The sequence below is a fragment of the Psychrobacter sp. UBA3962 genome (assembly GCF_002385225.1).
In the GTDB taxonomy this organism is placed as follows: Bacteria; Pseudomonadota; Gammaproteobacteria; order Pseudomonadales; family Moraxellaceae; genus Psychrobacter.
In genome coordinates, this window is record NZ_DGDC01000020.1 from 70,596 (window position 1) to 96,111 (window position 25,516).

Annotated in this window: 28 protein-coding genes; 21 read left to right on the forward strand and 7 right to left on the reverse strand. The window is 42.8% G+C overall.

Annotated elements, in window-relative coordinates:
• From rpsE to rplQ, 10 genes are all read left to right on the forward strand, one after another.
• A complete protein-coding gene (gene rpsE / locus B3S92_RS05090) occupies positions 1 to 498 on the forward strand; it encodes a 30S ribosomal protein S5 (protein ID WP_019671650.1) in 498 nt (165 codons plus the stop codon).
• A gap of 33 nt (positions 499 to 531) precedes the next feature.
• Entirely contained in the window at positions 532 to 711 is a 180-nt protein-coding gene (gene rpmD, locus B3S92_RS05095; protein ID WP_007394230.1) for a 50S ribosomal protein L30, read from the forward strand.
• Positions 711 to 1,160, forward strand: a complete 450-nt coding sequence (gene rplO, locus B3S92_RS05100; protein WP_077450874.1) for a 50S ribosomal protein L15 — start codon at positions 711 to 713, stop codon at positions 1,158 to 1,160. Before rpmD ends, rplO begins: the two co-directional genes overlap by 1 nt.
• Before the next feature lie 5 nt (positions 1,161 to 1,165).
• On the forward strand, positions 1,166 to 2,497 hold the full coding sequence (secY, locus tag B3S92_RS05105) for a preprotein translocase subunit SecY (protein ID WP_077450873.1): 1,332 nt from the start codon (positions 1,166 to 1,168) through the stop codon (positions 2,495 to 2,497).
• A 52-nt stretch (positions 2,498 to 2,549) separates the two neighbouring features.
• Positions 2,550 to 2,666, forward strand: coding sequence for a 50S ribosomal protein L36 (gene rpmJ, locus B3S92_RS05110; protein WP_007394227.1), 117 nt, complete (start codon positions 2,550 to 2,552; stop codon positions 2,664 to 2,666).
• Positions 2,667 to 2,902: 236 nt separating this feature from the next.
• Complete coding sequence (gene rpsM, locus B3S92_RS05115) at positions 2,903 to 3,259, forward strand: 30S ribosomal protein S13 (protein WP_028858236.1); 357 nt, start codon at positions 2,903 to 2,905, stop codon at positions 3,257 to 3,259.
• 20 nt (positions 3,260 to 3,279) lie between these two features.
• Positions 3,280 to 3,672, forward strand: coding sequence for a 30S ribosomal protein S11 (gene rpsK / locus B3S92_RS05120; RefSeq protein WP_007394225.1), 393 nt, complete (start codon positions 3,280 to 3,282; stop codon positions 3,670 to 3,672).
• 112 nt (positions 3,673 to 3,784) lie between these two features.
• Complete coding sequence (gene rpsD, locus B3S92_RS05125; RefSeq protein ID WP_007394224.1) at positions 3,785 to 4,426, forward strand: 30S ribosomal protein S4; 642 nt, start codon at positions 3,785 to 3,787, stop codon at positions 4,424 to 4,426.
• A gap of 39 nt (positions 4,427 to 4,465) precedes the next feature.
• Positions 4,466 to 5,473: a DNA-directed RNA polymerase subunit alpha gene (locus B3S92_RS05130; protein ID WP_007394223.1), complete on the forward strand. Its 1,008-nt coding sequence runs from the start codon at positions 4,466 to 4,468 to the stop codon at positions 5,471 to 5,473.
• A gap of 20 nt (positions 5,474 to 5,493) precedes the next feature.
• Positions 5,494 to 5,853 carry a 50S ribosomal protein L17 gene (rplQ, locus tag B3S92_RS05135; protein ID WP_007394222.1) on the forward strand — a complete coding sequence of 120 codons (360 nt, stop codon included), beginning with the start codon at positions 5,494 to 5,496 and terminating at the stop codon, positions 5,851 to 5,853.
• Between the two features lie 236 nt (positions 5,854 to 6,089).
• On the opposite strand, the gene B3S92_RS05140 is transcribed toward rplQ, so the two are convergent.
• Positions 6,090 to 6,713 (reverse strand): L-threonylcarbamoyladenylate synthase, encoded by a 624-nt coding sequence (locus B3S92_RS05140; RefSeq protein WP_296203419.1) that lies wholly within the window; start codon positions 6,711 to 6,713, stop codon positions 6,090 to 6,092.
• Between the two features lie 155 nt (positions 6,714 to 6,868).
• A complete protein-coding gene (locus tag B3S92_RS05145; protein WP_296203421.1) occupies positions 6,869 to 7,588 on the reverse strand; it encodes an elongation factor P hydroxylase in 720 nt (239 codons plus the stop codon).
• 326 nt (positions 7,589 to 7,914) lie between these two features.
• On the opposite strand from B3S92_RS05145, the gene B3S92_RS05150 reads away from it, so the two are divergent.
• The 6 genes from B3S92_RS05150 (at position 7,915) to lysM (ending at position 12,161) form a co-directional block, all read left to right on the forward strand.
• Positions 7,915 to 8,493: a YceD family protein gene (locus B3S92_RS05150; protein ID WP_244156566.1), complete on the forward strand. Its 579-nt coding sequence runs from the start codon at positions 7,915 to 7,917 to the stop codon at positions 8,491 to 8,493.
• Between the two features lie 269 nt (positions 8,494 to 8,762).
• Positions 8,763 to 8,945, forward strand: a complete 183-nt coding sequence (gene rpmF, locus B3S92_RS05155) for a 50S ribosomal protein L32 (RefSeq protein WP_011959737.1) — start codon at positions 8,763 to 8,765, stop codon at positions 8,943 to 8,945.
• 122 nt (positions 8,946 to 9,067) lie between these two features.
• A complete protein-coding gene (fabD, locus tag B3S92_RS05160) occupies positions 9,068 to 10,060 on the forward strand; it encodes an ACP S-malonyltransferase (RefSeq protein WP_296203426.1) in 993 nt (330 codons plus the stop codon).
• Positions 10,057 to 10,791, forward strand: a complete 735-nt coding sequence (fabG, locus tag B3S92_RS05165) for a 3-oxoacyl-ACP reductase FabG (RefSeq protein WP_244156567.1) — start codon at positions 10,057 to 10,059, stop codon at positions 10,789 to 10,791. The genes fabD and fabG overlap by 4 nt, the downstream gene beginning before the upstream one ends.
• A 276-nt stretch (positions 10,792 to 11,067) precedes the next feature.
• Positions 11,068 to 11,310, forward strand: a complete 243-nt coding sequence (acpP, locus tag B3S92_RS05170; protein ID WP_037031550.1) for an acyl carrier protein — start codon at positions 11,068 to 11,070, stop codon at positions 11,308 to 11,310.
• Between the two features lie 347 nt (positions 11,311 to 11,657).
• A complete protein-coding gene (gene lysM, locus B3S92_RS05175; RefSeq protein ID WP_077451003.1) occupies positions 11,658 to 12,161 on the forward strand; it encodes a peptidoglycan-binding protein LysM in 504 nt (167 codons plus the stop codon).
• A 108-nt stretch (positions 12,162 to 12,269) separates the two neighbouring features.
• Here lysM and queG read toward each other — a convergent pair whose 3' ends face one another.
• On the reverse strand, positions 12,270 to 13,430 hold the full coding sequence (queG, locus tag B3S92_RS05180; RefSeq protein ID WP_296203431.1) for a tRNA epoxyqueuosine(34) reductase QueG: 1,161 nt from the start codon (positions 13,428 to 13,430) through the stop codon (positions 12,270 to 12,272).
• 121 nt (positions 13,431 to 13,551) lie between these two features.
• Here queG and B3S92_RS05185 point away from each other — a divergent pair, with 121 nt between their 5' ends.
• Positions 13,552 to 15,210, forward strand: a complete 1,659-nt coding sequence (locus tag B3S92_RS05185; protein WP_296203434.1) for an NAD(P)H-hydrate dehydratase — start codon at positions 13,552 to 13,554, stop codon at positions 15,208 to 15,210.
• A gap of 58 nt (positions 15,211 to 15,268) precedes the next feature.
• On the opposite strand, the gene B3S92_RS05190 is transcribed toward B3S92_RS05185, so the two are convergent.
• Both B3S92_RS05190 and B3S92_RS05195 read right to left on the reverse strand, forming a co-directional pair.
• A complete protein-coding gene (locus tag B3S92_RS05190) occupies positions 15,269 to 15,817 on the reverse strand; it encodes a DUF4124 domain-containing protein (RefSeq protein ID WP_296203436.1) in 549 nt (182 codons plus the stop codon).
• 59 nt (positions 15,818 to 15,876) lie between these two features.
• Entirely contained in the window at positions 15,877 to 16,440 is a 564-nt protein-coding gene (locus tag B3S92_RS05195) for an NUDIX hydrolase (protein ID WP_296203438.1), read from the reverse strand.
• Between the two features lie 230 nt (positions 16,441 to 16,670).
• On the opposite strand from B3S92_RS05195, the gene B3S92_RS05200 reads away from it, so the two are divergent.
• Positions 16,671 to 17,447, forward strand: a complete 777-nt coding sequence (locus B3S92_RS05200; RefSeq protein WP_296203440.1) for an NUDIX hydrolase — start codon at positions 16,671 to 16,673, stop codon at positions 17,445 to 17,447.
• Between the two features lie 52 nt (positions 17,448 to 17,499).
• On the opposite strand, the gene B3S92_RS05205 is transcribed toward B3S92_RS05200, so the two are convergent.
• Positions 17,500 to 18,498 (reverse strand): biotin--[acetyl-CoA-carboxylase] ligase, encoded by a 999-nt coding sequence (locus B3S92_RS05205; RefSeq protein WP_296203442.1) that lies wholly within the window; start codon positions 18,496 to 18,498, stop codon positions 17,500 to 17,502.
• A 256-nt stretch (positions 18,499 to 18,754) separates the two neighbouring features.
• Between B3S92_RS05205 and B3S92_RS05210 the strand changes: the two genes are divergently transcribed.
• Positions 18,755 to 19,567: a sulfite exporter TauE/SafE family protein gene (locus B3S92_RS05210; protein ID WP_296203444.1), complete on the forward strand. Its 813-nt coding sequence runs from the start codon at positions 18,755 to 18,757 to the stop codon at positions 19,565 to 19,567.
• A 74-nt stretch (positions 19,568 to 19,641) separates the two neighbouring features.
• On the opposite strand, the gene B3S92_RS05215 is transcribed toward B3S92_RS05210, so the two are convergent.
• Positions 19,642 to 19,941 (reverse strand): DUF4298 domain-containing protein, encoded by a 300-nt coding sequence (locus B3S92_RS05215; RefSeq protein WP_296203448.1) that lies wholly within the window; start codon positions 19,939 to 19,941, stop codon positions 19,642 to 19,644.
• A gap of 298 nt (positions 19,942 to 20,239) precedes the next feature.
• Between B3S92_RS05215 and B3S92_RS05220 the strand changes: the two genes are divergently transcribed.
• The gene (locus B3S92_RS05220; RefSeq protein WP_296203449.1) at positions 20,240 to 24,070 is read left to right on the forward strand and encodes an AAA family ATPase; all 3,831 of its coding nucleotides are present in this window, start codon (positions 20,240 to 20,242) and stop codon (positions 24,068 to 24,070) included.
• A 310-nt stretch (positions 24,071 to 24,380) separates the two neighbouring features.
• Positions 24,381 to 25,472, forward strand: coding sequence for a cell division protein ZipA C-terminal FtsZ-binding domain-containing protein (locus B3S92_RS05225; protein WP_296203453.1), 1,092 nt, complete (start codon positions 24,381 to 24,383; stop codon positions 25,470 to 25,472).
• Positions 25,473 to 25,516: the final 44 nt, after the last annotated feature.

Genomic DNA, 25,516 nt, shown 5'->3' on the forward strand with positions numbered 1-25,516 from the left:
ATGGCTAAAGTAGAGCAAAATGACGGTTTAGTAGAAAAATTAGTTTCTGTTGATCGTGTATCTAAAGTTGTAAAAGGTGGTCGTATTTTCTCATTCACAGCATTAACTGTTGTTGGTGATGGTAACGGCCGTGTAGGTTTTGGACGTGGTAAAGCTCGCGAAGTTCCAGCTGCTATCCAAAAAGCACTTGAAGCTGCTAAGCGCAACATGATCACTGTTGATCTTGACGGCGTTACTTTACAGCATCCAATTGTTGCCCGTCATGGTGCAAGTAAAGTATACATGCAGCCAGCTAACGAAGGTACTGGTGTAATTGCCGGTGGTGCAGTTCGTGCCGTACTAGAATCAGCTGGTGTAGAAGACGTATTAACTAAATGTTACGGTTCAACAAACCCAACAAACGTAGTACGTGCAACATTCAATGGTTTACGTGATATGTCGTCTCCTGAAAAGGCGGCTGCAAAACGTGGTAAATCTGTAGACGAAATCTTGGGCTAACCATTATTTAGATATTAAAGTAGGTGAGTTACGATGAAAAAAATGAAAGTTACTCAAATTAAATCTGGTGCCCATCGCCTCAAGAGCCATAAAGCTTGTCTTATGGGCCTTGGTTTACGCCGTATTGGACATACAGTTGAAGTTGAAGACACGCCTTCAACCCGTGGAATGGTGAATCGCATCAATTACATGGTTAAAGTGGAGGAAGCGTAATGGGACTTAAATTAAACGAATTATCGCCAGCCGTAGGCGCCAAAAAAACCGCACTTCGTAAAGGTCGTGGTATTGGTTCTGGCCTAGGTAAAACTGGTGGCCGTGGTGTTAAAGGTCAGAAGTCACGTTCAGGCTCAAGCATCAGTGCTGGTTTCGAAGGCGGTCAAATGCCTTTATACCGCCGTGTGCCTAAGTTTGGCTTTACCAGTCAAATGGGTCTAACTACTGCAGAAGTACGTCTTTCTGAACTTAACAAGATTGATGGCGATGTAGTAAGCATTGAAACTTTAAAAGAAGCAAATATTATCCGTCGTGATATGAAACGTGCGCGTATCATTTTATCTGGCGAGATTACTAAAGCTTATACATTTAAAGGTGTTAAAGTGACCAAAGGTGCTAAAGCTGCTATTGAAGCTGCTGGTGGCACAGTTGAGGAAACTCAGGAGTAATTTAAATGGCGAAGCAATCTGTGCCTACCTCTGCAATTCCGATGAATCCGCTTGTCTTTATTCGTAAGTATGATGAGCTATGGAGTCGCTTGTTGTTTTTGATGGGGGCGCTGGTTGTTTACCGTTTAGGTTCACATATTCCAGTTCCTGGTATTAATCCAGTTAGCCTAGCAGATCTATTCTCTCGTAACGAAAACACCATCTTAAGCATGTTCAACATGTTCTCAGGGGGTGCGTTAGAGAGAATGTCTATTATGGCTTTAGGAATCATGCCATATATCTCAGCTTCTATTATCGTACAGATGATGTCGGCCGTATTGCCTTCATTAGAAGCTTTGAAGAAAGAAGGAGAGTCTGGTCGTCGTAAATTGAATAAATATACGCGGCAGGGGACTCTCTTTTTGGCATCTATCCAAGCCATTTTTATGTGCACTGGATTAATCAGTCAAAACCTGACATTGTCTTCAGGATTAACATTTTATATACCTGCTGTAAGCTCCCTTGTAGCAGGCGCCATGTTCTTGATGTGGCTTGGTGAGCAAATTACAGAACGCGGTGTGGGCAATGGTATTTCAATGCTTATTTTTGCGAGCATTGTGGCCAGTGTACCTAGTATGTTAGGTCAGTCCTTTGAGATGGTGAAAAACGATCCTCAAAGTCTGATTGTACTGTTGGTATTTGCGGTATTAGGTATTGCAGTGACAGCGGGCATTGTGTTTATTGAAAGAGCACAACGTCGTATCCCTGTAAACTATGCCCAAAAGCAGCAACTGGGTCGTAAAATTTATGCAAATCAACAATCTCACTTGCCTTTGAAGATTAATATGGCCGGGGTTATCCCAGCTATTTTCGCCAGTGCTTTGTTGATGTTTCCAGCAAGTTTAGGACAATGGGTAGGTAACTCTGCCGATCCTAGTGCGTGGCAGCAATTTTTACAAACCCTATCATTGGTTCTGGCACCAGGTCAGCCATTATATTTGGTTTTATTTGGTGCAATGATTATTTTCTTCTGTTACTTCTATACAGCGCTAGTGTTTAGCCCAAGAGAAGTGGCAGAGAACTTGAAGCGTAGTGGGGCTTATATTCCAGGAATTAGACCTGGTTTACAAACTCAGCGTTATCTAGATCACGTGTTAAACCGTCTTACCTTTATTGGGGCGATTTATATGACCGCAATCTGTTTAATGCCGATGCTACTACAGTCTTCATTTGGCATACCATTCCACCTAGGTGGTACATCACTTTTAATTATGGTAGTCGTGGTTATGGATTTCATTTCCCAGCTACAGGCTCACTTAATGACACATCAGTATCATGATCAGACTCTAATCAGATAGTTTTAACCTATATTTAAAGCTTTTGAATAGATCTGTTCAATAGGAGAAAATTATGAAAGTTCAAGCATCTGTTAAGAAAATTTGTGGTAGCTGTAAAGTAGTTCGCCGTAAAGGTAAAGTACACGTTATCTGTAAAGCAGAGCCACGTCATAAACAGCGTCAAGGTTAATTGTTAAGATTTGTATTTTAAAGTAATTTATAATACAGATGACGAATTAAACTTGAAAATTTAGGGCGGATGAGCTATCATCCGCCACTTGCCGTCGTTTACTTACTTTTATTTGGTTTTTTGGTGTCAAATCAAACTACCAAACACAAAATAAAGTGAATGGCAAAATCTGAAACATAAGTCTGAAAATATTTTTATATAATAAAGACTCATTTTTCATAACTGGAGAGAAATCAATGGCTCGTATTGCCGGCGTCAACATCCCGGATAACAAGCATGCAGTGATTTCATTGACTTATATCTTTGGTATTGGTCGTACTACTGCTCAGAAGATCTTAGAAGCAGTTGGTATCGAACCTACTACAAAAGTAAGTCAATTAGATGACGCACAGCTTGATGCTATCCGTGCAGAAGTTGGTAACTACATGACAGAGGGTGACCTACGTCGTGAAGTTTCAATGAATATCAAGCGTTTGGTCGACTTAGGTTGTTACCGTGGCATCCGCCATCGTCGTAACTTACCTGTAAGAGGTCAAAACACGAAGAACAACGCTCGTACTCGTAAGGGTCCGATTCGTTCAATTAAAAGATAATTAACTTAGGAAGCTAAAAGATGGCAAAAGACACCCGTGGTCGTAAAAAAACGGCACGTCGTTCGGTATCCGAGGGCGTAGCCCACATTCATGCGTCTTTTAATAACACCATTGTAACGATTACTGATCGTCAAGGTAATGCATTGGCTTGGGCCACCTCAGGTGGACAAGGCTTCCGTGGTTCACGTAAATCTACACCATTCGCAGCCCAGGTTGCAGCTGAAGTTGCTGGTAAAGCAGCCCAAGAAACTTATGGTGTAAAAAATGTCGATGTTCTGGTTAAAGGTCCAGGACCGGGTCGTGAGTCTGCGGTAAGAGCTTTAGGTGCATTAGGTTATAAAATTAACAGCATATCTGATGTAACCCCAATCCCACACAACGGTTGCCGTCCGCCTAAAAAGCGTCGCGTATAAACTATTGTTACCGTATTTTTTGCTTAATTTATAGCAAATTATACGGTGTGTGTATTAAGACGAAATTACCGTTACAAGTTACTATTAAGACGTAACTCAAGGAGACACAAGCATGGCCCGTTATATAGGTCCAAAATTAAAGTTGTCGCGTCGTGAAGGTACTGATTTACAATTAAAATCAGGTGTTAAGCCTTATGACGTTAAAACTAAAAAAGCAGGTCGCGTACCTGGCCAACATGGCAACACTCGCAATAAAGCTTCTGAATACTCGCTACAGTTGCGTGAGAAGCAAAAAGTTAAGCGTATGTATGGCGTTTTAGAGCGTCAATTCGCTAACTACTATAAAGAATCTGCCCGTGCTCGTGGCGCAACTGGTGAACACCTATTGCAAATGCTAGAGCGTCGTTTAGACAACGTAGTATATCGTATGGGCTTTGGCTCAACTCGTGCTGAAGCACGTCAGTTAGTAAGCCACCGTGCGATTATGCTGAAAAAAGCTGGTCGTGATGAGTTTGTTCGTGTGAACATTCCATCTATCCAAGTTCAAGATGGCGATGTAATCGCTATTCATGAAAAAGCGAAAGAACAGTTACGTATTAAGAATGCTATTGAACTTGCTACCCAACGTGGTATCCCTGAGTGGTTAGACGTTGATCATAGCAAAATGCAAGGTACATTTAAGCAAGCTCCAGATCGTATTGATCTACCTGCAGAAATCACCGAAAGCTTAATCGTTGAATTGTATTCTAAATAATCGCTAACAATAATTTGATTAACTAATCGAGGTGACAATATGATGCTAAATGCTACTGAGTTTCTGACCCCTAATGCCATTAATGTGGATGCGGTTGATGAAACCAACGCAAAAGTCACGCTCGAGCCGTTAGAACGCGGCTTTGGGCATACCTTAGGTAATGCCCTTCGTCGCATTCTTTTATCTTCGTTACCTGGTGCAGCGGTAATTGAAGCAGAAATTGAAGGGGTAGATCACGAATATTCAACCCTTGAAGGTCTGCAAGAAGACGTTTTAGATTTATTGTTAAATCTAAAAGGTCTTGCAATTACTATGCACGATCAAAATGAAGTGTTTTTAACGCTAGACAAAAAAGGTCCAGGCATTATCACTGCGGCGGATATCGAACTGCCACATAACGTTGATATTGTTAACCCTGACTTGGTTCTAGGTACGCTAGGTGACCGTGGTCATCTAAAAATGCGCTTACGTGTGGTTATGGGCCGTGGTTATGAGCCTGCTAACCTTCGCCGTGAAGATGGTGATACGAAGGCCATTGGTCGCTTGAAATTGGATGCTAGCTTTAGCCCAGTTTCACGTGTGGCTTACCAAGTTGAAAACGCTCGTGTTGAACAGCGTACGGATTTAGACCGTCTAATCATTGAATTAGAAACCAATGGTACGATCGATCCTGAAGAAGCAATTCGCAAAGCAGCAACTATTTTGCAGCAACAAATCTCTATTTTTGTAGATTTAGAAGCAGAAGAAGCGCCAGAGCCTGTGAAAGAGAAAGAAGAGGTTGATCCTGTGCTATTACGCCCAGTAGATGACCTTGAACTAACGGTTCGCTCAGCCAACTGTTTAAAAGCTGAAAACATTTACTATATCGGCGATTTGGTTCAGCGTTCAGAAACTGAACTGCTTAAAACACCAAACCTTGGTAAGAAATCATTAACCGAAATTAAAGACGTATTAGCGTCTAAAGGTCTTGAACTGGATATGCGCCTAGAAAACTGGCCGCCAGCGGATCTACGTGTTGATGACCGTTTTTCTTACCGTAGCCGTTAAACTATTAAGGATATTTGACCATGCGACATCGTAAGAGTGGAGTTAAGCTGGGTCGCACCGGCAGCCATCGTAAGGCAATGTTCCAGAACATGACAAACTCTCTGTTTGAGCATGAACTGATCAAAACAACATTACCTAAAGCTAAAGAGCTTCGCCGTGTAGCTGAGCCTTTAATTACTTTGGCAAAAGAAGATTCAGTTGCTAACCGCCGTTTAGCATTCAGCCGTATGCGTAACAAAGATATGGTTGGTAAGTTATTTGGTACACTAGCACCACGTTATCAAGCGCGCCCAGGTGGATACATCCGTATCATCAAATGTGGCAACCGTGATGGTGACAATGCACCAATGGCCTATGTTGAACTAGTAGACCGTGACTAATTTTTATTAGTTATTTTACTGAACCTAGTATCAGTATTAAGAAACCTCAGTAGCGGTATAAATTTTGTATTTCATGATTTATACAGTTGCTGAGGTTTTCTTATGTCTACTTTAAATGCTCGTGGCCTCGGTAGAAAATTAAATGGCGGATTAATTAAATTAATCCGCCATTTATATTGGGTTGAATTTAGCTATTTAAGCTATGTATTAGGTTTATATAGCGAGGCTCTAGATATCTATGGATCAATCAACTGACTTGCATCACCAGCCCCTTGACGGATCAGTTCTGGTGGGAAGGTGGTCATATCGACAATGGTGGTTAGCTTGGTAGTCAATATCCCTGCATTAATCATGATGTCAATATTATTACCCAGCTTATCTTCGATATCAAAAGGGTCATCTAGAGCCAATGGCATGTCAGGTAGGATTAAAGAGCTGGTTAAGATGGGCTCACCCATGCCTTCAAGTATCATTTGAGAGATGGGGTTAGAGGGCACTCTAATACCTATGGTCTTTTTCTTTGGATGAGATAGCTTTTTGGGCACATCTTTTGTGGCATCTAAGATAAAAGTTATGGGAGCTGGAGTGGCTGCTTTTAAAAGCTTGAACTGTTGGTTGTCCACTGTGGCATAAGTGGCGATCTCGCTTAAGTCGCGGCATAAAAGGGTGAACTGATGCTTATCATCAAGTTGTCTTATCAGTCTTAGCTTCTCAATGGCGTTCTTGGAGCCGATTTTACAGCCAAAGGCATAACTGGTGTCAGTGGGATAAACAATGAGCTGGTCGTGATTTAAAGCGTCTACAACCTGGCTAATTAGTCTGGGCTGTGGGTTTTCTGGATGAATATATAAAGTTTGCATAAGATGCCTCCCTGTTTTTACTTTTATTAATGCTTTATCAATATTCTAGAAGCGGTTTTATTATTAGATAGTTTCTATTATTAATTAGTATTAGTGGGTCTCAACACCCGTTAGTAGCTGCAAGCAACTGTGTTATCACATGGTTTTCTATCGTTCTAACTGTCTATAGTATCATGACACACAAAAGCTAAAACTGTTAACAGCGTTTTTGCATCAGTGGGTAAGTTTTGTGGTGCATCGATATAGAATTTGGCTTGATTGTAAACGTCTTGCTCAAAAGTGCTTTGACTGGTGTCAAAGTCAGCATGTAAGTTATCTTGAGAAACTCTGAAGTTTCTGCCACACATCAGGCTCAATAAGCATTCAATAGCCTGAGGCTTTATTTCAACTTGTTCAAAAGCTTGCTGTTGAGCCTCTGTACGCCCATCAGGAGCATACCAGTAGCCAAAGTCAGGTAGGGTACGGCGATGCTTACCTGCCAAGCTCCAGTGACTTATTTCATGCAAAGCACTTTGAAAAAAGCCATGCGCAAATTCAATACGGGCCGGAGCAGTTTCAGTAGCTGGAAAGTATTCAGGTTCACTTTCTCCGCGTACCAACCTAACATTTTTGGCTGTAAACAAAGTATTGAATAAGTCTATTAGCCAATCCACTTGAAGGGCCTCTATAGATTCAGCAGAGGAGGGTATTGACTGATTAGGGTCATTAGGGGTGAGCTGTTGTAACTGCTGCCATTGTTGTCTAAACGCCTGCAAATCAAGAGAAGTAGAACGGGAGTCAGGGGAGTTAGGTAGAGACAGAGGCGCCACAACTTGATGGGTTAGATGATGCGCCAGCTTAAAGAGGGGCAACTTAGAAAAATAAATAACAGACATAGAATATGAGATATTCCTAGGTAACTATCAGAGAAAAAGGCAGAGGGGTGGTAATTGTGTCCCCAAGCCCTCAGATAAAAGATTAAAGGATATGCCATTCTATCAATTAATTTAATACTGACAACCCTATAGTAGTTATCGTCAGTTATTGTCATAAATAAAAAAATGCCCCATGACAGGTACGCTAGGTTTGGCAGGGTAAAAGGCGGTTAGGAGTCCTTCAGCTCCTTTTCGTTAGCTGCCAAATCGATATCAGTTTTAAATGAGAGAGAAGTATGACAAAATACAACCAGGATAATATGTCCACTAACTTGACGGATTCTAAATTGAGTAACCCTATAACCAATAGCAATACAGAAAAAAGCGCCCAACAGTTACCCAACCATGTTAACTTGGAAAAGTGGGAAGATGCCGGTTATGTATGGTCTGGTACTATTACACCACGCATGATGAGCAGACTGGTTGATACCGTTCCTGAAGCGTATCAAGACACTCCCATCGAGTTAAGATGTGAGCTGATGAAGCGAGGTCAGCTGCTTACTTTGTTAATGCAGTTTACTGGCGATATCTGGTTGACCTGTCAGCGTTGTTTGACGCCTATGAGTATCGATATCACGCATGATGCTGAGCTGATATTGCTACAATATGAGGATCAGCAAGGTTTGGTTGATGAGGCAGATGACTATCTTTTATTAGAAGAGTTGTTAGCCGATCAGCCAGAGAACAAGAAAGGGGATAGATTACTGCCTTTGAAAAAGTTAGTGGAAGACGAGCTTTTATTAGACATCCCGCTTTCTGCCAAACATGATGATTGTGAAATGGCAGTTGAGCAAGTGGGTGAAATTATTGAGGAAGAGCCTGAAAATCCATTTGCAGCTTTAGAAGCTTTAAAAGGAAAGTTATAACCGCGCTTTGAATCGGTTTTTATAACGATTTATTAGGCGGATTAAACTTGGTAAAGTATTACCCCTTTATTTTATTGTCTAAAGCGAGTATAATCCCTCGTTTATTATTCCCAGATTTTAAACCTATTTGATTTTTAATAAGAGTTGCTCTTATTGAGGTCAATAGAGAACTCATTTTGCTAAGTGAGCATATTGTATTTTATGACCAAGTTTATATAAAATACAGGGCCCTCATCAATACAGCATATTTTAGAATAGGAGCAAGACCCATGGCTGTTCAAAAAAGTCGTAAAAGCCGCTCACGCCGTGATATGCGTCGTTCACACCACCATATGGAAGTTGCTGAGCTAAGCATCGACGCTACTACTGGTGAAAAACATCGTCGTCATCACATGACTAAAGATGGTTTCTACCGTGGCCGTCAGTTGTTTAAAGCGAGCCAAGAAGACTAAGTTACAATCATTCATAATGATTGTGGTTTAATACAAGAGCTAAGCCTTACTAATGACCTCTATATCATTAGTGGCGCTTGGCTCTTTTTTTATGAGTATGTTTAGGCACAAGAAGGCTGAAAATGTCATTTAAATCGTCGCAAGCAGTTAGAAAACAAGGTCAACCAGATAAGCCACTTCGTATCGCGGTTGTATTCCCTGGCCAAGGTTCGCAAACTGTAGGTATGCTAAATGAGCTAAGCGAAGAATATCCAATCGTAAAGCAAACTTTTAGTGAAGCCAGTGAAGCGTTAGGTTTTGATTTATGGGCAGTGTGTCAGGATGAAGAAGAGCTGGCAAAAACTGAAAACACTCAGCCTGCCTTATTAGCTGCCAGTATAGCTATTTGGCGTATTCTTAAAGAAAATGTACAGTTTGAGCCTTTATATTTTGCAGGTCATTCATTAGGTGAGTACAGTGCTCTTTGTGCCGCTGGCTGTCTCAAGTTTGCAGATGCCATCAAATTGGTCCATGATCGTGGCCAGTATATGCAGCAAGCTGTGATAGGGGTGGATACCAAAATGGCGGCTGTCCTTGGATTGGAAAACAGCCAAGTCCTCAGTGTTTGTGAGCAAGTCGAAAGCAACAATGAGGGAGCAATTGTTAGTGCCGCCAATTTCAATAGTCCTGGTCAAGTAGTGGTGGCAGGTAACACAGAAGGCGTTGACATTTTTAGCCAACATATTCAATGTATGGGTAAGCGAATGGTGCCACTTAAAGTCAGCGTACCCTCGCATTGTGCCTTAATGCAGCCGGCTACTGATGCCTTGGCTGAAAAACTTGCTCAGTGTGAGTTTCAATTGCCTGAGACTCCTGTGATTCAAAATAGGCATGCTGCGCAAGAGAAAACAATAGCTACTATTAAAAAGGCATTGACTGAACAGCTAAGTAATCCTGTACTATGGACGCAGACCATGCAGAAGTTCGCCGACAAGCATATCAATATGATTATTGAGTGTGGAGCTGGCACGGTATTGAGTAACTTGGCAAAAAGACAAGAGACCCCCATCATCACCTATCCTACTGATAAGCCGGAGCGTCTCGCTAAACTATTTGAGAAGTTGAATGAGGAATAGCCATGAGTCGTACAATTACTTTAGTGACGGGAGCCAGTCGTGGTATTGGCAAGGCGATTGCCAAACGTTTTGCTAAGCAAGGCCATTTCGTCATTGGAACGGCGACCACCCCTCAAGGGGCACAGTCAATCGATGAGTATCTGCATGATGCAGGAGGCATTGGTCGTGTTTTGGATGTGACCAATCAAGAGCAGATTGAAAAGCTGTTTGAAGAAATTGAAAGCGTTTATGGCAGTGTCCAGGTCCTAGTAAATAATGCCGGTATCTCACAAGATGGCTTATTGATTCGTATGAAAGATGAAGACTGGGATAAGGTGGTAGATACCAACTTAACCGCCATTTATCGCATGAGCAAGCGTGCTATGAGAGGCATGATGAAGGCTCGCAAAGGTCGTATCATTAATATTACCTCCGTAGTAGCTGAAATGGGGAATGCTGGTCAAGCTAACTATGCGGCAACCAAAGCAGGGGTAGAAGGCTTCAGCCGTACTTTGGCCCGTGAAATTGGCTCAAGACAAGTAACCGTTAATTGTGTGGCGCCTGGCCTAATTGAGACAGACATGACCGATGAGCTAGATGAGCGTTTACTTAACTCTATGCTTGATGCAGTACCAGTAGGACGTTTAGGGCAGCCAGAAGACGTAGCTGCAGCCGTCTCTTATCTAGCCAGTGATGAGGCCAGCTATGTAACTGGTGCGGTGATCCCTGTTAATGGTGGTATGTACATGTAATGGGCTAAATTATTAGAATTAGTCTATGGCTTTTGCTATTATACACAGCAGATACAGAAAACAAGTGTACACAGAACCTAAGTTGAATTAAGGTAATGAGCAGGTAAGCCATATCCAATGAATGAAAATTTTGGTTAATGGCTGTGTCAGAATTAATAAAAGCTAGATTGGGACTGACATTGCCGTGTTTTAGACTTCAATCTAGACTTTAGTTCTACAAAATTGTTTCAAATTAAACAAAGCGTTTTTAAACTAAAAATAAGGATGGAGATTCCTATGAGCGAAGAAATTGAATTAAAAGTAAAATCGGCAGTTGCTGAGCAACTAGACGTTGATATTGATGATATTAATAATGATTCTTCATTCATCAATGACTTAGGCGCTGACTCTTTAGACGTAGTAGAGCTGGTAATGACTTTCGAAAATGATTTCGATATCACTATTCCTGACGATGACTCAAATGAGTTAACCACAGTACAAAAAGCGGTAGATTACATCAAGTCAAAACTTGAATCTTAAGCCTTATTTTGATTGCCTTAAAAAAGACCATAAATTTATTTATGGTCTTTTTTTTATTTAAGGCTTTATCAGGTAGTGAGAAGGTTTGATAATTTGCAAAGCAATAAAACTTAACAATTATCTACATTCGTATAGTAATAAATAACCTGGGTAATCAGTATACTTAAAAAGTGGATAACACAACTAACAACTATAAGTAAGTCATGCATTGAGCTGTTTATTAAGTGGGTTACTAACGTAAACAAAAGACTTGGTACAAAACTTAGTAAAAGTTACTTTGAATAATAATAGTAGATATTAAAATTATATGTGGCTTATATATCAACAATAATTTATAGGAGAAATTCATGGGAATTTTTAGTTTTGCAAAGGATATCGGCGACAAGATTTTTCATCGTGATGATGCAAAAAAAGAAACAGAATCACAGGCAGATGCCAATAAAGCACCAGCAGCAGGTGAGCCATCAGCGCAGTCAGTTGCTAACCTTTTATTAAAGCGCATTCAACAGCAGAATCTTAACATTACTAACCTAAAAGTTAAGTACAATGCGACTACAGATACTGCAGAGATCAGCGGTAATGCTGAAACTCAAGCTGATCGCGAAAAGGCAATTATCGCCATTGGTAATGTTCAGAACGTAGCAAAAGTTATCGATAATATCGATATTAAACAAGATGCTCCTGAGTCAACTATGTACACTGTAAAATCTGGTGATTCTTTATCTAAGATTGCTCAGGAAGTTTATGGCTCAGCCAATGAGTACAACAAGATTTTTGAAGCAAACAAGCCAATGCTTTCTAGCCCAGATAAAATCTATCCAGGCCAAGTACTTCGTATTCCTAAGCCATAATTTTTAAGGCAAATCATTTAAAAGTGATAGCACTTAAAAATAGCTAGAATAAAAGAGCACCTATCTAATTTGGATAGGTGCTTTTTTTAAGCTAATTTTATTGTGGTCTTAATTGGCTTTGGCTTGTTGCTCTGTAATCGCCCAACGAATGTGCTCATCTAACATATCGCCAAGTGTGCCCAATCTCGATTCAAGGGCAGTTATATTGTCAGCAGTGTAAGGAGCATTGCCGATGCCTATGGCTAGGTTACGTAGGAAATTGACGTAGCCAGTCCGGCGTATGGGGCTGCCCTGAGTTTTATCCAAGAACATTTGTTCTGACCACTGCCATAGTTCAATAAGCAAGCTGTCGTCTAAGTTATGGCGCGCTAAAAAGTCATCGATGGAGCTAAGCTTGGCATAGCGGTTCCAAGGGCATATCAACTGACAGTCATCACAGCCAAAAACTCGATTGCCAATCGCCCTTCTATATTTTTCGTCAATAACGCCGTCGTGCTCAATCGTTAAATAGGAGATACAAGCGTCTGCTTTGAGCTTGTAGGGGCCAATGATGGCCTTAGTAGGGCAGATATCAATACAGGCACTGCAGCTGCCACAGTGAGCAGTTACAGGGCTATCATCTGGCAATGCCAGACTTAAAAACAACTCTCCCAACACAAAAAATGAGCCGGATTGCTTGTTAAGCAATAGGGTATGTTTGCCCGTCCACCCTAATCCTGCAACATCAGCTAAGGGACGTTCAAAAATAGGGGCTGAATCACTAAAAGGCCGAAACACAAAAGGTTGGTCTGCATTAACATCTAAGTGTTGCCACTGCGGTAGCATAGTTTCAATTTTTTGAGCCAATTGTTTTAGACGCGAACGCATGGTTTTATGATAATCACGCCCTCGCGCGTAGCGAGCAATAATGGCATGATTGGGACGATGATCGTCTTCTATACACCGCGGTTTGGGAGTGGCCTCTAGATAGTCCATGCGTACTGAGATAATGGTGCGCGAGCCTTCTACCAATAGACCAGGATTGGCCCGCTTATCATGGTTTAATTCCATGAAGTTAAGCTGACCATAATGTCCTGCTGCAAGCCAGTCCCGTAACCCTTGCATTTGCTGCGAGAAAACGGGGTGATTGATACCGATAAAACCACAGTCAGCAAACCCTAATGCCAATGCCTGCTCACGTATCCAGTTTTTGACATCTTGAGCATCATTAAAAGGGTTGGGGTTAAGGGATGGAGAAGCGGATGAATCTGGAGGGGTAGAATCTGGCATAGACAGAGGACTCGAAGCTTATATAAAGGAGTATGATAAGCTATTATTAGACAAATATAAAACCTACGCCAAAACCCTCTTCTCTTGGCTAGGTCCTACTCATAATAGGAGTAATTAACAGATGTCACTACGTCATACTCTAGACCAAGAAAATGAGCAGCAAGATAGACAGCCCGTTGCTTTGTACACCCCACAACAAGTCTATGCCATAGAGAAAATGTGGTTTGATAGTGGCAATGTGAGTTATTCATTAATGCAGCAAGCGGCTTGGCAAATTGCGCATTGGGTGAACCAAAATATTGTCGCAACAGCATATCCTAAACTCGATGAACAAGGCAGACCTGCTGTAGAGCCTATGGCATTGAAGGCTTGTGTCTGGGTAGGTAGTGGCAATAATGGCGGTGATGGGTGGTTGGTAGGGCATTACTTGAATCAGTTGGGGGCTAAGGTATCTGTTATCGAGGTAGGGCAAGCATCAACGGCCGATGCCACCTTAGCAAAAAATCAAGCCTTACAAGACGGAGTGGTTGTTTATCCCTTTGCTGAAGGACAGTATAAAGCCGATACGACTGATGCAGATCTATATATCGATGCTTTATTTGGTATTGGTTTGGACCGAGCACCGGCGAATGATTATGCAGAGGCCATTGCTATAATTGATGAGCATAAGCGCTATCGGTCAGATAGGTTAACGATCGTTAGTGTCGACATTCCAAGTGGGGTGCTGGCTGGCACCGGACAGGTTTTTTCGGGCAGTGCGGTTAAATCTGATTTTACTCTTTGTCTAGTTGCCCGAAAACTAGGGCTGCATATCAAAGATGCGATGGATTATTGTGGTCAAATCGTGGATATACGACTGATACCAACTGTTCTTAATCAAACCCCTGTCGCTTGGCTACAGTATCAAGCTACGCCCTTAATTGAGCGTGAAAATAATACTCATAAAGGCAGCTTCGGCCATGCTTTAATCATAGGCGGTAATCAAGTCGATGGCTCCCAAGGAATGGGGGGCGCCACTATTTTATCTGCAAAGACCGCCTTCGCTACTGGGGTGGGCAAACTAACAGTAGCCTGTCATACCGCCTTTCACGGCAGTCTGATTGGTAGTGTCCCAAATGCCATGAGTTTGGACTTACACAATACTAAAGCGGTAAAAGCGTTAATTGAACAAAGTGAGGTCATCGCTATAGGTATGGGCTTAGGCCGAGATGAGTTAAGCCTTCGCTTGTTTCAAGAGTATCTGCAGCACGCGGTAGAGCAAGGTAAGGATTTAATTATTGATGCCGACGGCTTGTATCATTTGGCGACCCTGGCTGATAAAGATGTACAGCTAATTGAGCAGTTAATAGCGCATGCTAAGCTGCATGAAGTCTGGTACACACCGCATAGTGGGGAAGCTGCGAGACTATTAAACACTGAGGCAAGCGAAGTTGAAGCAGATAGGCTGGCTGCCGTGTCCAGCTTGCAGCGTAAATATCAAGGCAGTTGGTTGCTAAAAGGAGCAGGCTCTCTGGTAATTAGTAATGAGCAAACCTATGTCTGTGCAGCAGGCAATCCTGGCATGGCCACTGCTGGCATGGGGGATGTGTTATCAGGTCTGGCGGCAGGCTTACTGGCACAGTCTACTTTAGCCAAAAGTACTCGAAGCTTACAACAAGCAGTAATGTTGCACGCCATGGCAGGCGATAATTTACAGCGCATTAAAGGAGCCTGGGCGGTGCAAGCCAGTGATATGCCACAAAAAGTGGGTGAGATATTTAAACAGCAAACCCTAGCCTAGCTGAATACGAGACCTTGTCGTTTATAGCGCGCTAATTTTTATGAGCGTTGTTGGCTTATCAGCGGCAGTATTGGGCCAACAGCTTTTGAGTACTCTCGACTTTAACGGCTACCTCGGAAGGAGTTAAATAACGGTGTGCGCCATCTGACTTAGATTCATAGATTTCACCACCGAGTTGTAAATTAGACAGATTGTTTCTGAGCTTTTGGCATTGCGAGGGAGTGGCTGCATTGGGGTCGGAGGGCTTGGTAGCAGTGGGATTGTTTGTTGAGCTGTTGCTAGTTGAATCGCTGACCGTTTTTGAGCTGACTTTATTTGGCTCCGTAGCAAGCGGAGCAAAAAGTCCAGGCTGGCTGGGTCTACCATCACTTCGCATTTGAATTGTTTCTGTTTTAGTATTTGATTCAGGGGCAAATTGAGAGTATTTAATTTCACCAAATTTACCCACAGTCTTATAGATGGTTTTATGGTCAGTGTTAGGTTGAGCTTGAGACAAGCTGCTACTGACTGCAAAGAGGCCAACTACAGCTACTGTCTTGAAAATGCTCAACACCCTATTGATTTCAATAGAGCAGAGTACTGAGCAATAACGCAGGGGAAGTGGCATGGGACTTTGGTCCAGATAAGGTGGAAAGAAACTGCGGCGAACACCCAAGAGTACTTAATCTAATAGCGTTTAATACCCTTATCTTTAGGAATGGTCTCTTCATGAATCGGGAACTTTGCAGGATCATCCGTGGTTTTACGGTCATTAAAATAATGTTTCAAGGTACGTTTGACCGCTTCGAAGGCAATGTCATCCCATGGAATATCTGCTTCTTCAAATAATGCACACTCTAAACTTTCGGGACCGACATCATATTTACCTTCCTGTAGCTCAGCCAGATACAGCACATAAATTTGGCCAATATGCGGAATGTCATACAAGCAATAAAGATGAGGATTGATGGCCACAGCATCGGCTTCTTCTACCGTCTCACGCGCTGCCCCTTGTGCCATGGTTTCGCCGATTTCCATAAAGCCTGCAGGCAAGGTCCAATAGCCATATCTAGGTTCGATCGCACGGCGACAAAGCAGTACTTTGTCTTCATGGATGACGATGGCACCACAGATAACCTTGGGGTTTTCGTAGTGAATATAATGACAATTGGGACAAACCAAGCGGGGTTTATTATCTCCATCAGGAATCTTATGTTCCGCTTGGTGGCCGCATTGTAAACAGTACGCCATAGGGCTGTCCTTATTATTGTATATTGTGATTTTTTAATTTTAGTAAGTGGGCTATAGCTATATTATGATACGCTCGATATCATTAATAATACAAAAGAACTGAAACGTGCAAGTCATCAAGATAGCATACTTAAAGGCAATACGTTAGTCTAACCTTAGTCTGTTAACTATTTGAAAATGATAAAAAAGGTATTATGAAAACCTCTACTAAAATGACATCGGCGATAAGAATGAAATACCAAAATAGTCACTCTCCTCGATTTGAAGAGTTGGCTGTGGTGTTGCCGGAGTACATTACTCACCCTGAGCTAAGGCAAATGGCGCAGCGAGTACAACAGGCCATGTTTCAAAATAGCGTAGCGGATTGTAGGACAGATAGCCAAAAGCTTGAACGACAAGGAGAAATTGGTCGAGTCAAAGCCATATTAGATCATCTGATCACTACCCCAAATGCTGATGCCGCGGTATTGGTACTTATTACTAATGAGCCTCAGCCCAAGATATTGTTGACGCGAAGGGCGGCACACTTAAGCAGTCATGCCGGTGAGGTTTCTTTCGCCGGAGGAAAGCATGATGCAGGCGATGGTAATAATGTGGTTACCGCTTTACGTGAAGCCTGTGAAGAGACCGCATTGCCGCCCAGTAAGGCACAAATTATCGGCCAGTTGCCCACCCAGATTTCTAAAAAAGGACTAGAAGTGAGACCGATTGTCGCCCTGGTCGAACCACCGGTGACTTATGTTCCTGAGCTTGGGGAGATTGCCCGAATATTTTGGGGAGATTTTGAGAAGATAATCACTGAGCCCACTTGTGATTATGTGTTGCCTTATACTATGGGAGGTCAAACCGTCCACATCAAGACACCCTGCTGGAGAGTAGACGGTGAGGTGGTTTGGGGGCTTACTGGGAAGATATTGGCCAGCTTGTTAGAGGTGGGATTTGATAGGCAGATTGAGTGGTATTATCAGCCAGTAGAGGCCCACTGCCAACTGGCCGATAATGAATAGAACCCATTTCTAATTTACGATTTTAATAATCGGTCCCTGCCTATGAAGCCTCTTAGATTATGCGAATGGTACCCGTGTATATTTTAACAATCTTATCTTCTAAATCCGTTTTAAGCTGTAAACTCCCATCTTCGTTTAAACCCATCACCTCTCCTTGTAAAACCACGGGTTTTGCAGTCTCTAAATCTGATTGATTGATGTCCTTCAAAGGTTGCTGGGTGATTTGTACCTGACGACCTGCTAACACATTAACCGATTGATAGTCCTCAATGAAGCTCGGTAAGCTATAAGCTTGGTGTTTAAAGCTAGTGAATTGATGGATGGCGCGTAAAATTGTGGTGCTAACAGGTAGGTATAAATCATCTGCTTTAGGATAAGGAAGGTCCAGAGTAGATGGCCCAGCTTGGTTGTGAGCAGTCTGATTTTGTGCCTTCTCGTTTTTAGCATTAAGAGTCATTTGGGCTTGAGCAGTTTCATCTATAATTTGGGTCAAGCTGACCGCTTGATACCCCATGCTTTCTTGGGTAGCATCGCCTAGTACAGGAGCGGCCTCAATATTTATTCCAACTCCCACAACAACCCCGGTAATTTTGTTATCCACCGCTACCGGCTCAATTAAAATACCGGCCAATTTTCTAAAGCTATTACCCTCAGAGTTTTTCTCTATCGTATGATTTGTAGCATAGTAACCAATATCATTGGCCCACTTCACCCCAATAGGAGGAAGATTTGCCGCATGACGTTGACGGTTTATTTGTTGAATGATGGGCAGGCGAGTGAGATGGAAGCCGACTACTAAAGACAGTAAGCCGGATATCGGCACTGACAAGGGATGATATAACGACAGATAAATATTACCAATGGGGGATTGCCAAGTACGGGCTCTCTGACCTCGTCCGGCTGTTTGTTGGCTAGCCGTTAGTAAGTAAGGCTGACTGCTGTCTATCTCCTGCTGCGCCAAGCTTTGCATAAGCTCATTATTGGTTGAGCCACATACGGCTAGATGTTTATGAGGAATAGGCTGAGAGGTCTGAGGAGTGTAGGAGTACATAGCGAAGCCTAGATTGAGCTTATAAAAAAATGAGTATGATTACCAAATAATATAAACTGGGTTTTAAATAGCAGGGCAATCCAGAGGGTCCCTAGAGGAATGTTTTGTCTGTTGATTGATAAGCTGATTATACGCCGAATGCAACCAATAGCTAAAGGCAGCGTAGATCTGGCAAGCCTATAGATTGTTCAAATTTAGGTAAATGCTTTTGTTATACTGTGAGAATTATTTTTTTATATAGCAGAGAAGTTACATTATGATGATAGTTTGGTTCTTGGCTGCTGGGGCTTTTGCAGGAGTATGTGCCGGTTTATTTGGGGTCGGTGGTGGCATGATTATTGTCCCTGCATTGGTCTGGATTTTTACTGCCTACGGTTACTCTCCAGAGATTATCGCACATTTAGCAGTGGGAACCTCTTTGGCCACTATCATTGTGACTTCAATTAGCTCCCTGACTGCCCACAATAAACGCGGTGGAGTGCGATGGGATGTTTGGAAAAACATGGCCATTGGCTTGGTCGTGGGCAGTATATTGGGGGCTGCAGTGGCTGAACAAATCCATGGTTTAATGCTACAAGCCTTGATTGGGGCAGGGGCGCTACTGGTTGCTTTCAAAATGCTGTTTTTACCCAATAAAGAAAACCTAGGTAAGCCGCTGCCTTCAGCACCGGTACAAGTAGGGGCTGGATCTGGTATTGGTATGGCCTCGGCTGTTTTTGGTATTGGTGGGGGTAGCTTAACGGTACCATTCTTGACTTGGGCCGGCTTGCCTATGCGTCAAGCGGTTGGAACTTCGGCGGCTTGTGGGTTGCCTATTGCTTTAGCGGGGGCTGCGGGGTTCGCTTGGTTCGGTCAAAATGTGGCTGAATTGCCAGAAGGCGCCGTTGGATTCGTTCACGTTATTGGCTTTATCTGTATCTCATTTGCCAGCTTTATTACCGCCAAGCTTGGCGCTAAGTGGGCCCATCAGTTACCGGCAGCTACCTTAAAAAAAGGCTTTGGGATATTGTTATTAGTAGCAGGAAGTCAGTTGTTATGGTCTGGCTTATCAGGGATGAATATTATCTAGTAGCTCTATGAATCCTTAAACCCAATAGTTAAGCCCAACTGATGCGCTGTTTTTAATTAGGTTTTTTGCGACTGTTATTTATTGTCTAAGGCGTCTAAACCTAGGCGCATCCACTGTATTGCTAACTCATTACGATCGGATATCATATTCCATAGAGCGTCTTCACTAAAGATTGAATGTACATCTCCCGAGTATTCGAGCTGAAGATCCGCCTCATGGTCAGCCATCCACTGGGGGCTTTGATAATACGCTTGTAACTCAGCATATAAAGCTTCCGCTTCTTGAAAGCGCTGCTGGGCTTGCAATTGTTCTTGGTATAGCTCACTCCAACGTTCAAATTTTTGTTGTAATTGCTGTGGGTCGTATTGAGACATAAGGCCTTCTTGCGTTACTTGATTTAAATTAAGTTAGTTGAAATGGACGGACTTGGCTGAAATAGATTTCGCTGTAAAAACTAAATAGGTTTTATTGCGTCCAATCTAGTTTGATAATCTATTCTGACAATATAGGCACTTTAGATAGTCAATTCAAATAAAGCTTATTTACGATTTGTATATTTTGGCTAAAAAGAGCTGAGACTGTAAAATCACTCAATTTCAGGTAAAATACGCCATTTTATTGCTTGCAATTATTTCTGTTAATCCCTCTAACCTTTAACCTCATGCGGCCTTCATGCGTCTAAAATCTCTTAAGCTGGCAGGATTTAAATCTTTCGCCAACCCTACTACCTTTACTTTTCGGCATGGCATTACCGCCATTGTCGGTCCTAATGGCTGTGGGAAGTCCAATGTAATTGATGCCATTCGTTGGGTGCTCGGTGAGTCTTCCGCTAAGCAGCTTAGGGGCGGAGCAATGAGTGACGTAATTTTTGCAGGCACTCAAGATAAGGCTGCGAAAAGTGTCGCCAGTGTCGAGCTAACTTTTGAGCATACCCAAGATGAGCAAACGGGTATCCGCCACGAACTAAACTTGTACCATGAGTTGTCAGTGCGACGCCAAATTAATGTCGAGGGCAAATCTGACTACTTTATCAACGGGACGCGTTGTCGCCGCCGTGATGTGGTGGATGTGTTCTTAGGAACGGGACTGGGCCCGCGCAGTTACTCTGTGATTCAGCAAGGGATGATTGGGCGTATTGTTGATTCAAGCCCGCAACAGCTGCGAGAGTTTATTGAAGAGGCCGCAGGGGTATCGCGTTATCAAGCCCGCCGTGAAGAAACCCAAAAAAAGCTGCAAAAAACCCAAGAAAACTTAGAACGTCTTAATGATATTGAGGCTGAGCTTAGTCGTCAGAAGAAAAAGCTGGTGAAGCAAGCAGAAAGTGCCCATCAATATCAGCAAATTCAGGAGCAATTAGCGACAGTTAAAGAGCAGTTGGCCATTCATCAACTATGCCATGCCAAGTCGTTACAAATGCAGCATAAGTCTAGTGAAGCGTCACTGACTATATCGGTGACCACTTTGCAGCAGCAGTACAGCCAATTGAAAACCAAGTTTGGTAAATTAAGTGACCGCTTGGCTGAAGAACAATGGCTAAAAGATGAAGCCCGCGACAAGTTGCATATACAGGATATGCAGCGTCAGCAAGTAGAGCATCAATTACATACGCTACAAGCTAATATTAACCAACTGGATGGGCGTCAACAGGCCAATATAGAGCGTCAAAAAAGAACTGAAAATTCACTGGCAGAAGCAAAAAAGGAACAGCAGCAGCAAGCTGAGGTTATAGGGTTAATAACCCCTAAAATTACTGAGCTAGAACAGCGACAACAGCAAACCCAACAAGCCTATGCACCGCTGCAAGCCACTTGGGATGAGGTGAATTCGGAAGTCATTGAGTTAGAAAAACAAAAACGCCACTATGAGCAGCAACTGGCTCTTGATAATCAGGCTAACAGCCGAGTGAAGCAAGACTTATCCAAGTGGCAATCACAGCAAAGTTTGTGGCAGCAAGAGGCTGTAAAATGGGGATTAGCGCCCTCAGACTCCAGTTCTGATAAAGACAGTGATAACTTGCAAGACAGTCCTGTACAAGCTTTGGCTGAGCTTAAGACCAAGCTATCGGGACTGATGAAGCAGCAAGAAACAGTGACTGAAAGCTTAGAGACTGAGCAGCCCGCCTTAAATGAGCTGTCGCAACAGCTAACCACTCAGCAAACTCAGTTGGCACAATTAGAAAAGCAGCATGCGAGTTTAATAGCTGAGTATGAGACGCTGCACAGCATAGTCCATCCCAAAAAGAACAATACAAAAGACGATAAGACACAGCAGGGTAATGCCAATCCACAGGGGAAAAACACTGCAGTGGCAACCTTGAGTAAGCTACCGGTACTGCATCAGCAGATTCGATTAACTTCAGCTGGAGAGCAGCATGCCTCTGTGTTGGATCGTTGGCTAGCCTTTTGGCTAGACAGTCGAGTTATGGATATTACCTTGGCTGAAAATAAGGCAGAGGTGGGTGAGTGGTACCAGCTTCTGTCTGGTTTAACTTCTCCAGATGCTGACTTAGTCGCTAACGAGACCACTAATAAAGATAGCAGTAACCCTAATCGCCATAAAACTAAAGCTTCTGCACAGCAGCCACACAATAGTGTGCTTTTCGCGGGTGCTGTAGTAGCAAATCAGCCTAAGAGCATAGGGTCACAGCTGATTCCTTTATCAGAGTTGATTGTCGCCCCTAAATTGAGTTTATGGCAGCAGTGTTATCTCTACTCGCCCGACGCTTCACAGGACAGCTCGGAGCAAGACAGCTCTGAGCAAGAAATACTGCAGACGGCGGCAACCTTGATTGTACAGCTTCCTCAGTCTGCGTTAATTCTTACTGCATCTGGTTGGGTCATGGGGCACTTTGGTGCCATTCACTTATCTAAGCTGAGCAATGAGTCACAAAACACCCAGTTTTTGAGCGTACGTTTGCAGCAGCAACAACGCTTAGCTACCTTAGAGGATAAGTTAAATGACCTCGAAGAGCAGATAGAAACGGTTAGCAAAGCAGTCAAAACCAGCCAATTAAAAAAAGAACAAAGTTCGGTATTTGTAGAAGAATTAACCGCACAGTTATCGGCGCTAACTCATAACTTACATAGTCTAAAGCAGCAGCAAGTGGAGCTACAGGCTAAGCAAGACCGACAACAAGGTGAGCAGCAGCGACTCACTAAGCAGCGTGAGCAGTTAGATGAGGATTATCAACAACTGCAACAGCAGCAGTCACAGCTTGCAATTAGTATTAAGCAGGGCAATGAGGAGTTACAGGCCATTGAGCCTAAATTGGTTACAGTAAAAGATAAGCTACAGCAGATAGAACAGCAGCGTCAATCTATCAGCGAGCAAGAGCGACAGGAGGCGAATACTTTACGTCAGCTGCAGTTGGAGCTGAATAAAGCAGAGCTCGCAGACAAACACAGTCAGCAGCAACTACAGCAGCTTTCAATAGAGCTAAAGCAGTTGCAACAAGCGCAGCAGCGACTACAACAAGAGCAGCAAAAGACAGAGAGTCAGCAGCCCAAGTTAGAGTCTAGTTTAAAACAAGCTAGGGATAGTCATCACCAATTACAAACCGCATTAGAAGAGCGCAACGCCATTATCAATACGCTGCAAACTGAAGCCGATAGCTTAAAAAAGCAGCAGGATGACACTGAGCAACAATTGCAGCAACAGCAGCAGCAGTTGGCAGAGACGGTGACACAAGTAGCCATTGCCAACGAGCGTATTAATGAAGCTGGTGAACGACTGAAGCAGGTCAATAGTGAGCTTAGTGCTGAGCGGGTGTTGACTGAGTATCTGACCCACGGTCGTAGCTTGTCGGATGCGAAAGTGCAAAAGCTACAAACCGATGAGACTGAGCTCAGCCGCAAGCTGGATAATATGGGACCTGTAAACCTAGCCGCAGCAGCAGAATTAGCCGCTGTTGATGAACGTCTGCTGCCGCTTGAAAAGCAGATAGTGGATATCACAGCGAGTATGGCGACCTTAACCGATGCTATTGCCTCTATCGATGCCAAGACCAAGATCTTGTTCTTACAAACTTTGGATGCGGTCAATGAGTCGTTAACCAATTTGTTCACCAAAGTATTCGGTGGGGGTCAAGCAAGCTTGACCTTGATTAAAGAAGAAGGCTTGGCTCAAAACGAGCAGTGGCGCGCAGGCCTAGAATTAATGGCTCAGCCTAAAGGTAAGAAAAACAGCCGACTGGCGGTATTGTCTGGGGGTGAGAAAACACTCACTGCACTAAGCTTAATATTTGCTATTTTTAAGCAACATCCCGCTCCGTTTTGTGTGTTAGATGAAGTGGATGCCCCACTTGATGATGCCAACGTCATGAGGTTTACCAACCTAATTTCAGATTTAGCAGATGAGGTACAATTTATCTTTATTAGCCATAATAAACTGGCGATGCAAATTGCAGATGAGTTAAAAGGGGTGACTATGCCGCAGCCGGGTATCTCCTCCCTAGTGAGCGTCAGTTTAGAAGAAGCTGAGCATTACCTAGACCCTTCGGTTTAATTAAGTGGCCTTATAACAGTGGTAGTTACTGTTTATAGGTTAGTTATAGGTGATAAGTTATAAGGTTTGTGTAGTCTCTGGTTACATTGGCAAAATAGATTTATAAGTCCTTATCACGTTACAATAAAGGATTGAGCTTTAATAAATACACTGATTAATATTTTTTTAAACCCTACTATTTTTCTTGTCATTAACGCTTGTAGCATTAACTTAAATAGTTAACTATTCCCCGTCGTTATTGATGACGAGCGACGGTAAGCGTGATAGACTAATCTCGTTTTTTCTATCTTACTTTCAGGACGCGTAAATCATGACCACCGTAGACTATATTTTAATAATCATCGCTGTTGTAATTATGGTGGTAGGTCTTTATATGATCATTCGCGGAATTTTAGCCCGCAAAGACAATGCCAACTCTCAAGCCATTATCCGAGACAAAAATGGTATTCCTATTATTCCTCGTCATGAACGCAACTTAGTCGAACCGTCAGATCCAGTACAGATAGAAGAAAGTGAGACCATCATTACTCCCGATCGTGAAAAGCTGCAGCCCGTTATTCATGAAGACAGTAAGGTCCCGGTAGCTAGTGGTTCATTTGGTGCAACACAAACTCCTCAAGCAGCAACGATAGAAGATTACGAACAGCAGCCTCAATATGAGTCTGATAATGACTATGAGCCAGCCAGCACCGCCTCGAAAGTAACCCCTTTCAGCAATCCCTTAAATACAGCTTCTGCCCAAGATTCAGCTATTGAAAAACAAACCCTGACAGATATGGAATTGGCCGGATTACAGATTGATGATGGCGAGGACGATGTGTTCTCAACTTTGGCTTCTGCTACTGAAAAGTTGATGCCAGTAATTGAGACGGCTGAGGAAACAGAGTTTGCAGATAACAGCCCTATGCTAGATCATCATTTATTGGCAGCGGCTGATCAAGATCAAAATAGCCCTCTAAATCATGCTCAAGAAAATATTAATATCACCTTGATACCTAAGAATAACTATGAATTTATTGAGGGTAAAACCATCCTTTCTTTAGTATCGCAGTATGGGCTAAAGTATGGGGCGATGAATATGTTCCATCGTTATGAAAACAAAGATGGTTCAGGTATTTTATGGTTCAGTATGATGGGCGTTGATCAAAACGGTGTTATTACTCCTTTTGATTTAAACCTATTACCCACCTCTAGATATAGTGGTTTGGTGCTGTTCTTATCCTTGCCACATCCAAAAGCCACTCAAGGTTTTGACACTATGATGAGTGTGGTAAATCTGATTTCTAATGACTTAAATGCTTTGATATTGGACGAAAATAACGAAATATTGACTCGGGAACGTAGACAGCAGCTGCGTACAGAGGTGCAAGAATATCAAGCAGCCATGCGTGAAGCGCGTTAGTGTCTTTAGATAGATTTAGAGTGAATAAAAAAAGCCGTAGCTTG

What these genes read in the sequence shown, in the direction of transcription:
- rpsE (WP_019671650.1), top strand. Translation starts at nt 1, where the DNA reads ATGGCTAAAGTAGAGCAAAATGACGGTTTAGTAGAAAAATTAGTTTCT.
- rpmD (WP_007394230.1), top strand. Translation starts at nt 532, where the DNA reads ATGAAAAAAATGAAAGTTACTCAAATTAAATCTGGTGCCCATCGCCTC.
- rplO (WP_077450874.1), top strand. Translation starts at nt 711, where the DNA reads ATGGGACTTAAATTAAACGAATTATCGCCAGCCGTAGGCGCCAAAAAA.
- secY (WP_077450873.1), top strand. Translation starts at nt 1,166, where the DNA reads ATGGCGAAGCAATCTGTGCCTACCTCTGCAATTCCGATGAATCCGCTT.
- rpmJ (WP_007394227.1), top strand. Translation starts at nt 2,550, where the DNA reads ATGAAAGTTCAAGCATCTGTTAAGAAAATTTGTGGTAGCTGTAAAGTA.
- rpsM (WP_028858236.1), top strand. Translation starts at nt 2,903, where the DNA reads ATGGCTCGTATTGCCGGCGTCAACATCCCGGATAACAAGCATGCAGTG.
- rpsK (WP_007394225.1), top strand. Translation starts at nt 3,280, where the DNA reads ATGGCAAAAGACACCCGTGGTCGTAAAAAAACGGCACGTCGTTCGGTA.
- rpsD (WP_007394224.1), top strand. Translation starts at nt 3,785, where the DNA reads ATGGCCCGTTATATAGGTCCAAAATTAAAGTTGTCGCGTCGTGAAGGT.
- B3S92_RS05130 (WP_007394223.1), top strand. Translation starts at nt 4,466, where the DNA reads ATGATGCTAAATGCTACTGAGTTTCTGACCCCTAATGCCATTAATGTG.
- rplQ (WP_007394222.1), top strand. Translation starts at nt 5,494, where the DNA reads ATGCGACATCGTAAGAGTGGAGTTAAGCTGGGTCGCACCGGCAGCCAT.
- B3S92_RS05140 (WP_296203419.1), bottom strand. Translation starts at nt 6,713, where the DNA reads ATGCAAACTTTATATATTCATCCAGAAAACCCACAGCCCAGACTAATT.
- B3S92_RS05145 (WP_296203421.1), bottom strand. Translation starts at nt 7,588, where the DNA reads ATGTCTGTTATTTATTTTTCTAAGTTGCCCCTCTTTAAGCTGGCGCAT.
- rpmF (WP_011959737.1), top strand. Translation starts at nt 8,763, where the DNA reads ATGGCTGTTCAAAAAAGTCGTAAAAGCCGCTCACGCCGTGATATGCGT.
- fabD (WP_296203426.1), top strand. Translation starts at nt 9,068, where the DNA reads ATGTCATTTAAATCGTCGCAAGCAGTTAGAAAACAAGGTCAACCAGAT.
- acpP (WP_037031550.1), top strand. Translation starts at nt 11,068, where the DNA reads ATGAGCGAAGAAATTGAATTAAAAGTAAAATCGGCAGTTGCTGAGCAA.
- lysM (WP_077451003.1), top strand. Translation starts at nt 11,658, where the DNA reads ATGGGAATTTTTAGTTTTGCAAAGGATATCGGCGACAAGATTTTTCAT.
- queG (WP_296203431.1), bottom strand. Translation starts at nt 13,430, where the DNA reads ATGCCAGATTCTACCCCTCCAGATTCATCCGCTTCTCCATCCCTTAAC.
- B3S92_RS05185 (WP_296203434.1), top strand. Translation starts at nt 13,552, where the DNA reads ATGTCACTACGTCATACTCTAGACCAAGAAAATGAGCAGCAAGATAGA.
- B3S92_RS05190 (WP_296203436.1), bottom strand. Translation starts at nt 15,817, where the DNA reads ATGCCACTTCCCCTGCGTTATTGCTCAGTACTCTGCTCTATTGAAATC.
- B3S92_RS05195 (WP_296203438.1), bottom strand. Translation starts at nt 16,440, where the DNA reads ATGGCGTACTGTTTACAATGCGGCCACCAAGCGGAACATAAGATTCCT.
- B3S92_RS05200 (WP_296203440.1), top strand. Translation starts at nt 16,671, where the DNA reads ATGAAATACCAAAATAGTCACTCTCCTCGATTTGAAGAGTTGGCTGTG.
- B3S92_RS05205 (WP_296203442.1), bottom strand. Translation starts at nt 18,498, where the DNA reads ATGTACTCCTACACTCCTCAGACCTCTCAGCCTATTCCTCATAAACAT.
- B3S92_RS05210 (WP_296203444.1), top strand. Translation starts at nt 18,755, where the DNA reads ATGATGATAGTTTGGTTCTTGGCTGCTGGGGCTTTTGCAGGAGTATGT.
- B3S92_RS05215 (WP_296203448.1), bottom strand. Translation starts at nt 19,941, where the DNA reads ATGTCTCAATACGACCCACAGCAATTACAACAAAAATTTGAACGTTGG.
- B3S92_RS05220 (WP_296203449.1), top strand. Translation starts at nt 20,240, where the DNA reads ATGCGTCTAAAATCTCTTAAGCTGGCAGGATTTAAATCTTTCGCCAAC.
- B3S92_RS05225 (WP_296203453.1), top strand. Translation starts at nt 24,381, where the DNA reads ATGACCACCGTAGACTATATTTTAATAATCATCGCTGTTGTAATTATG.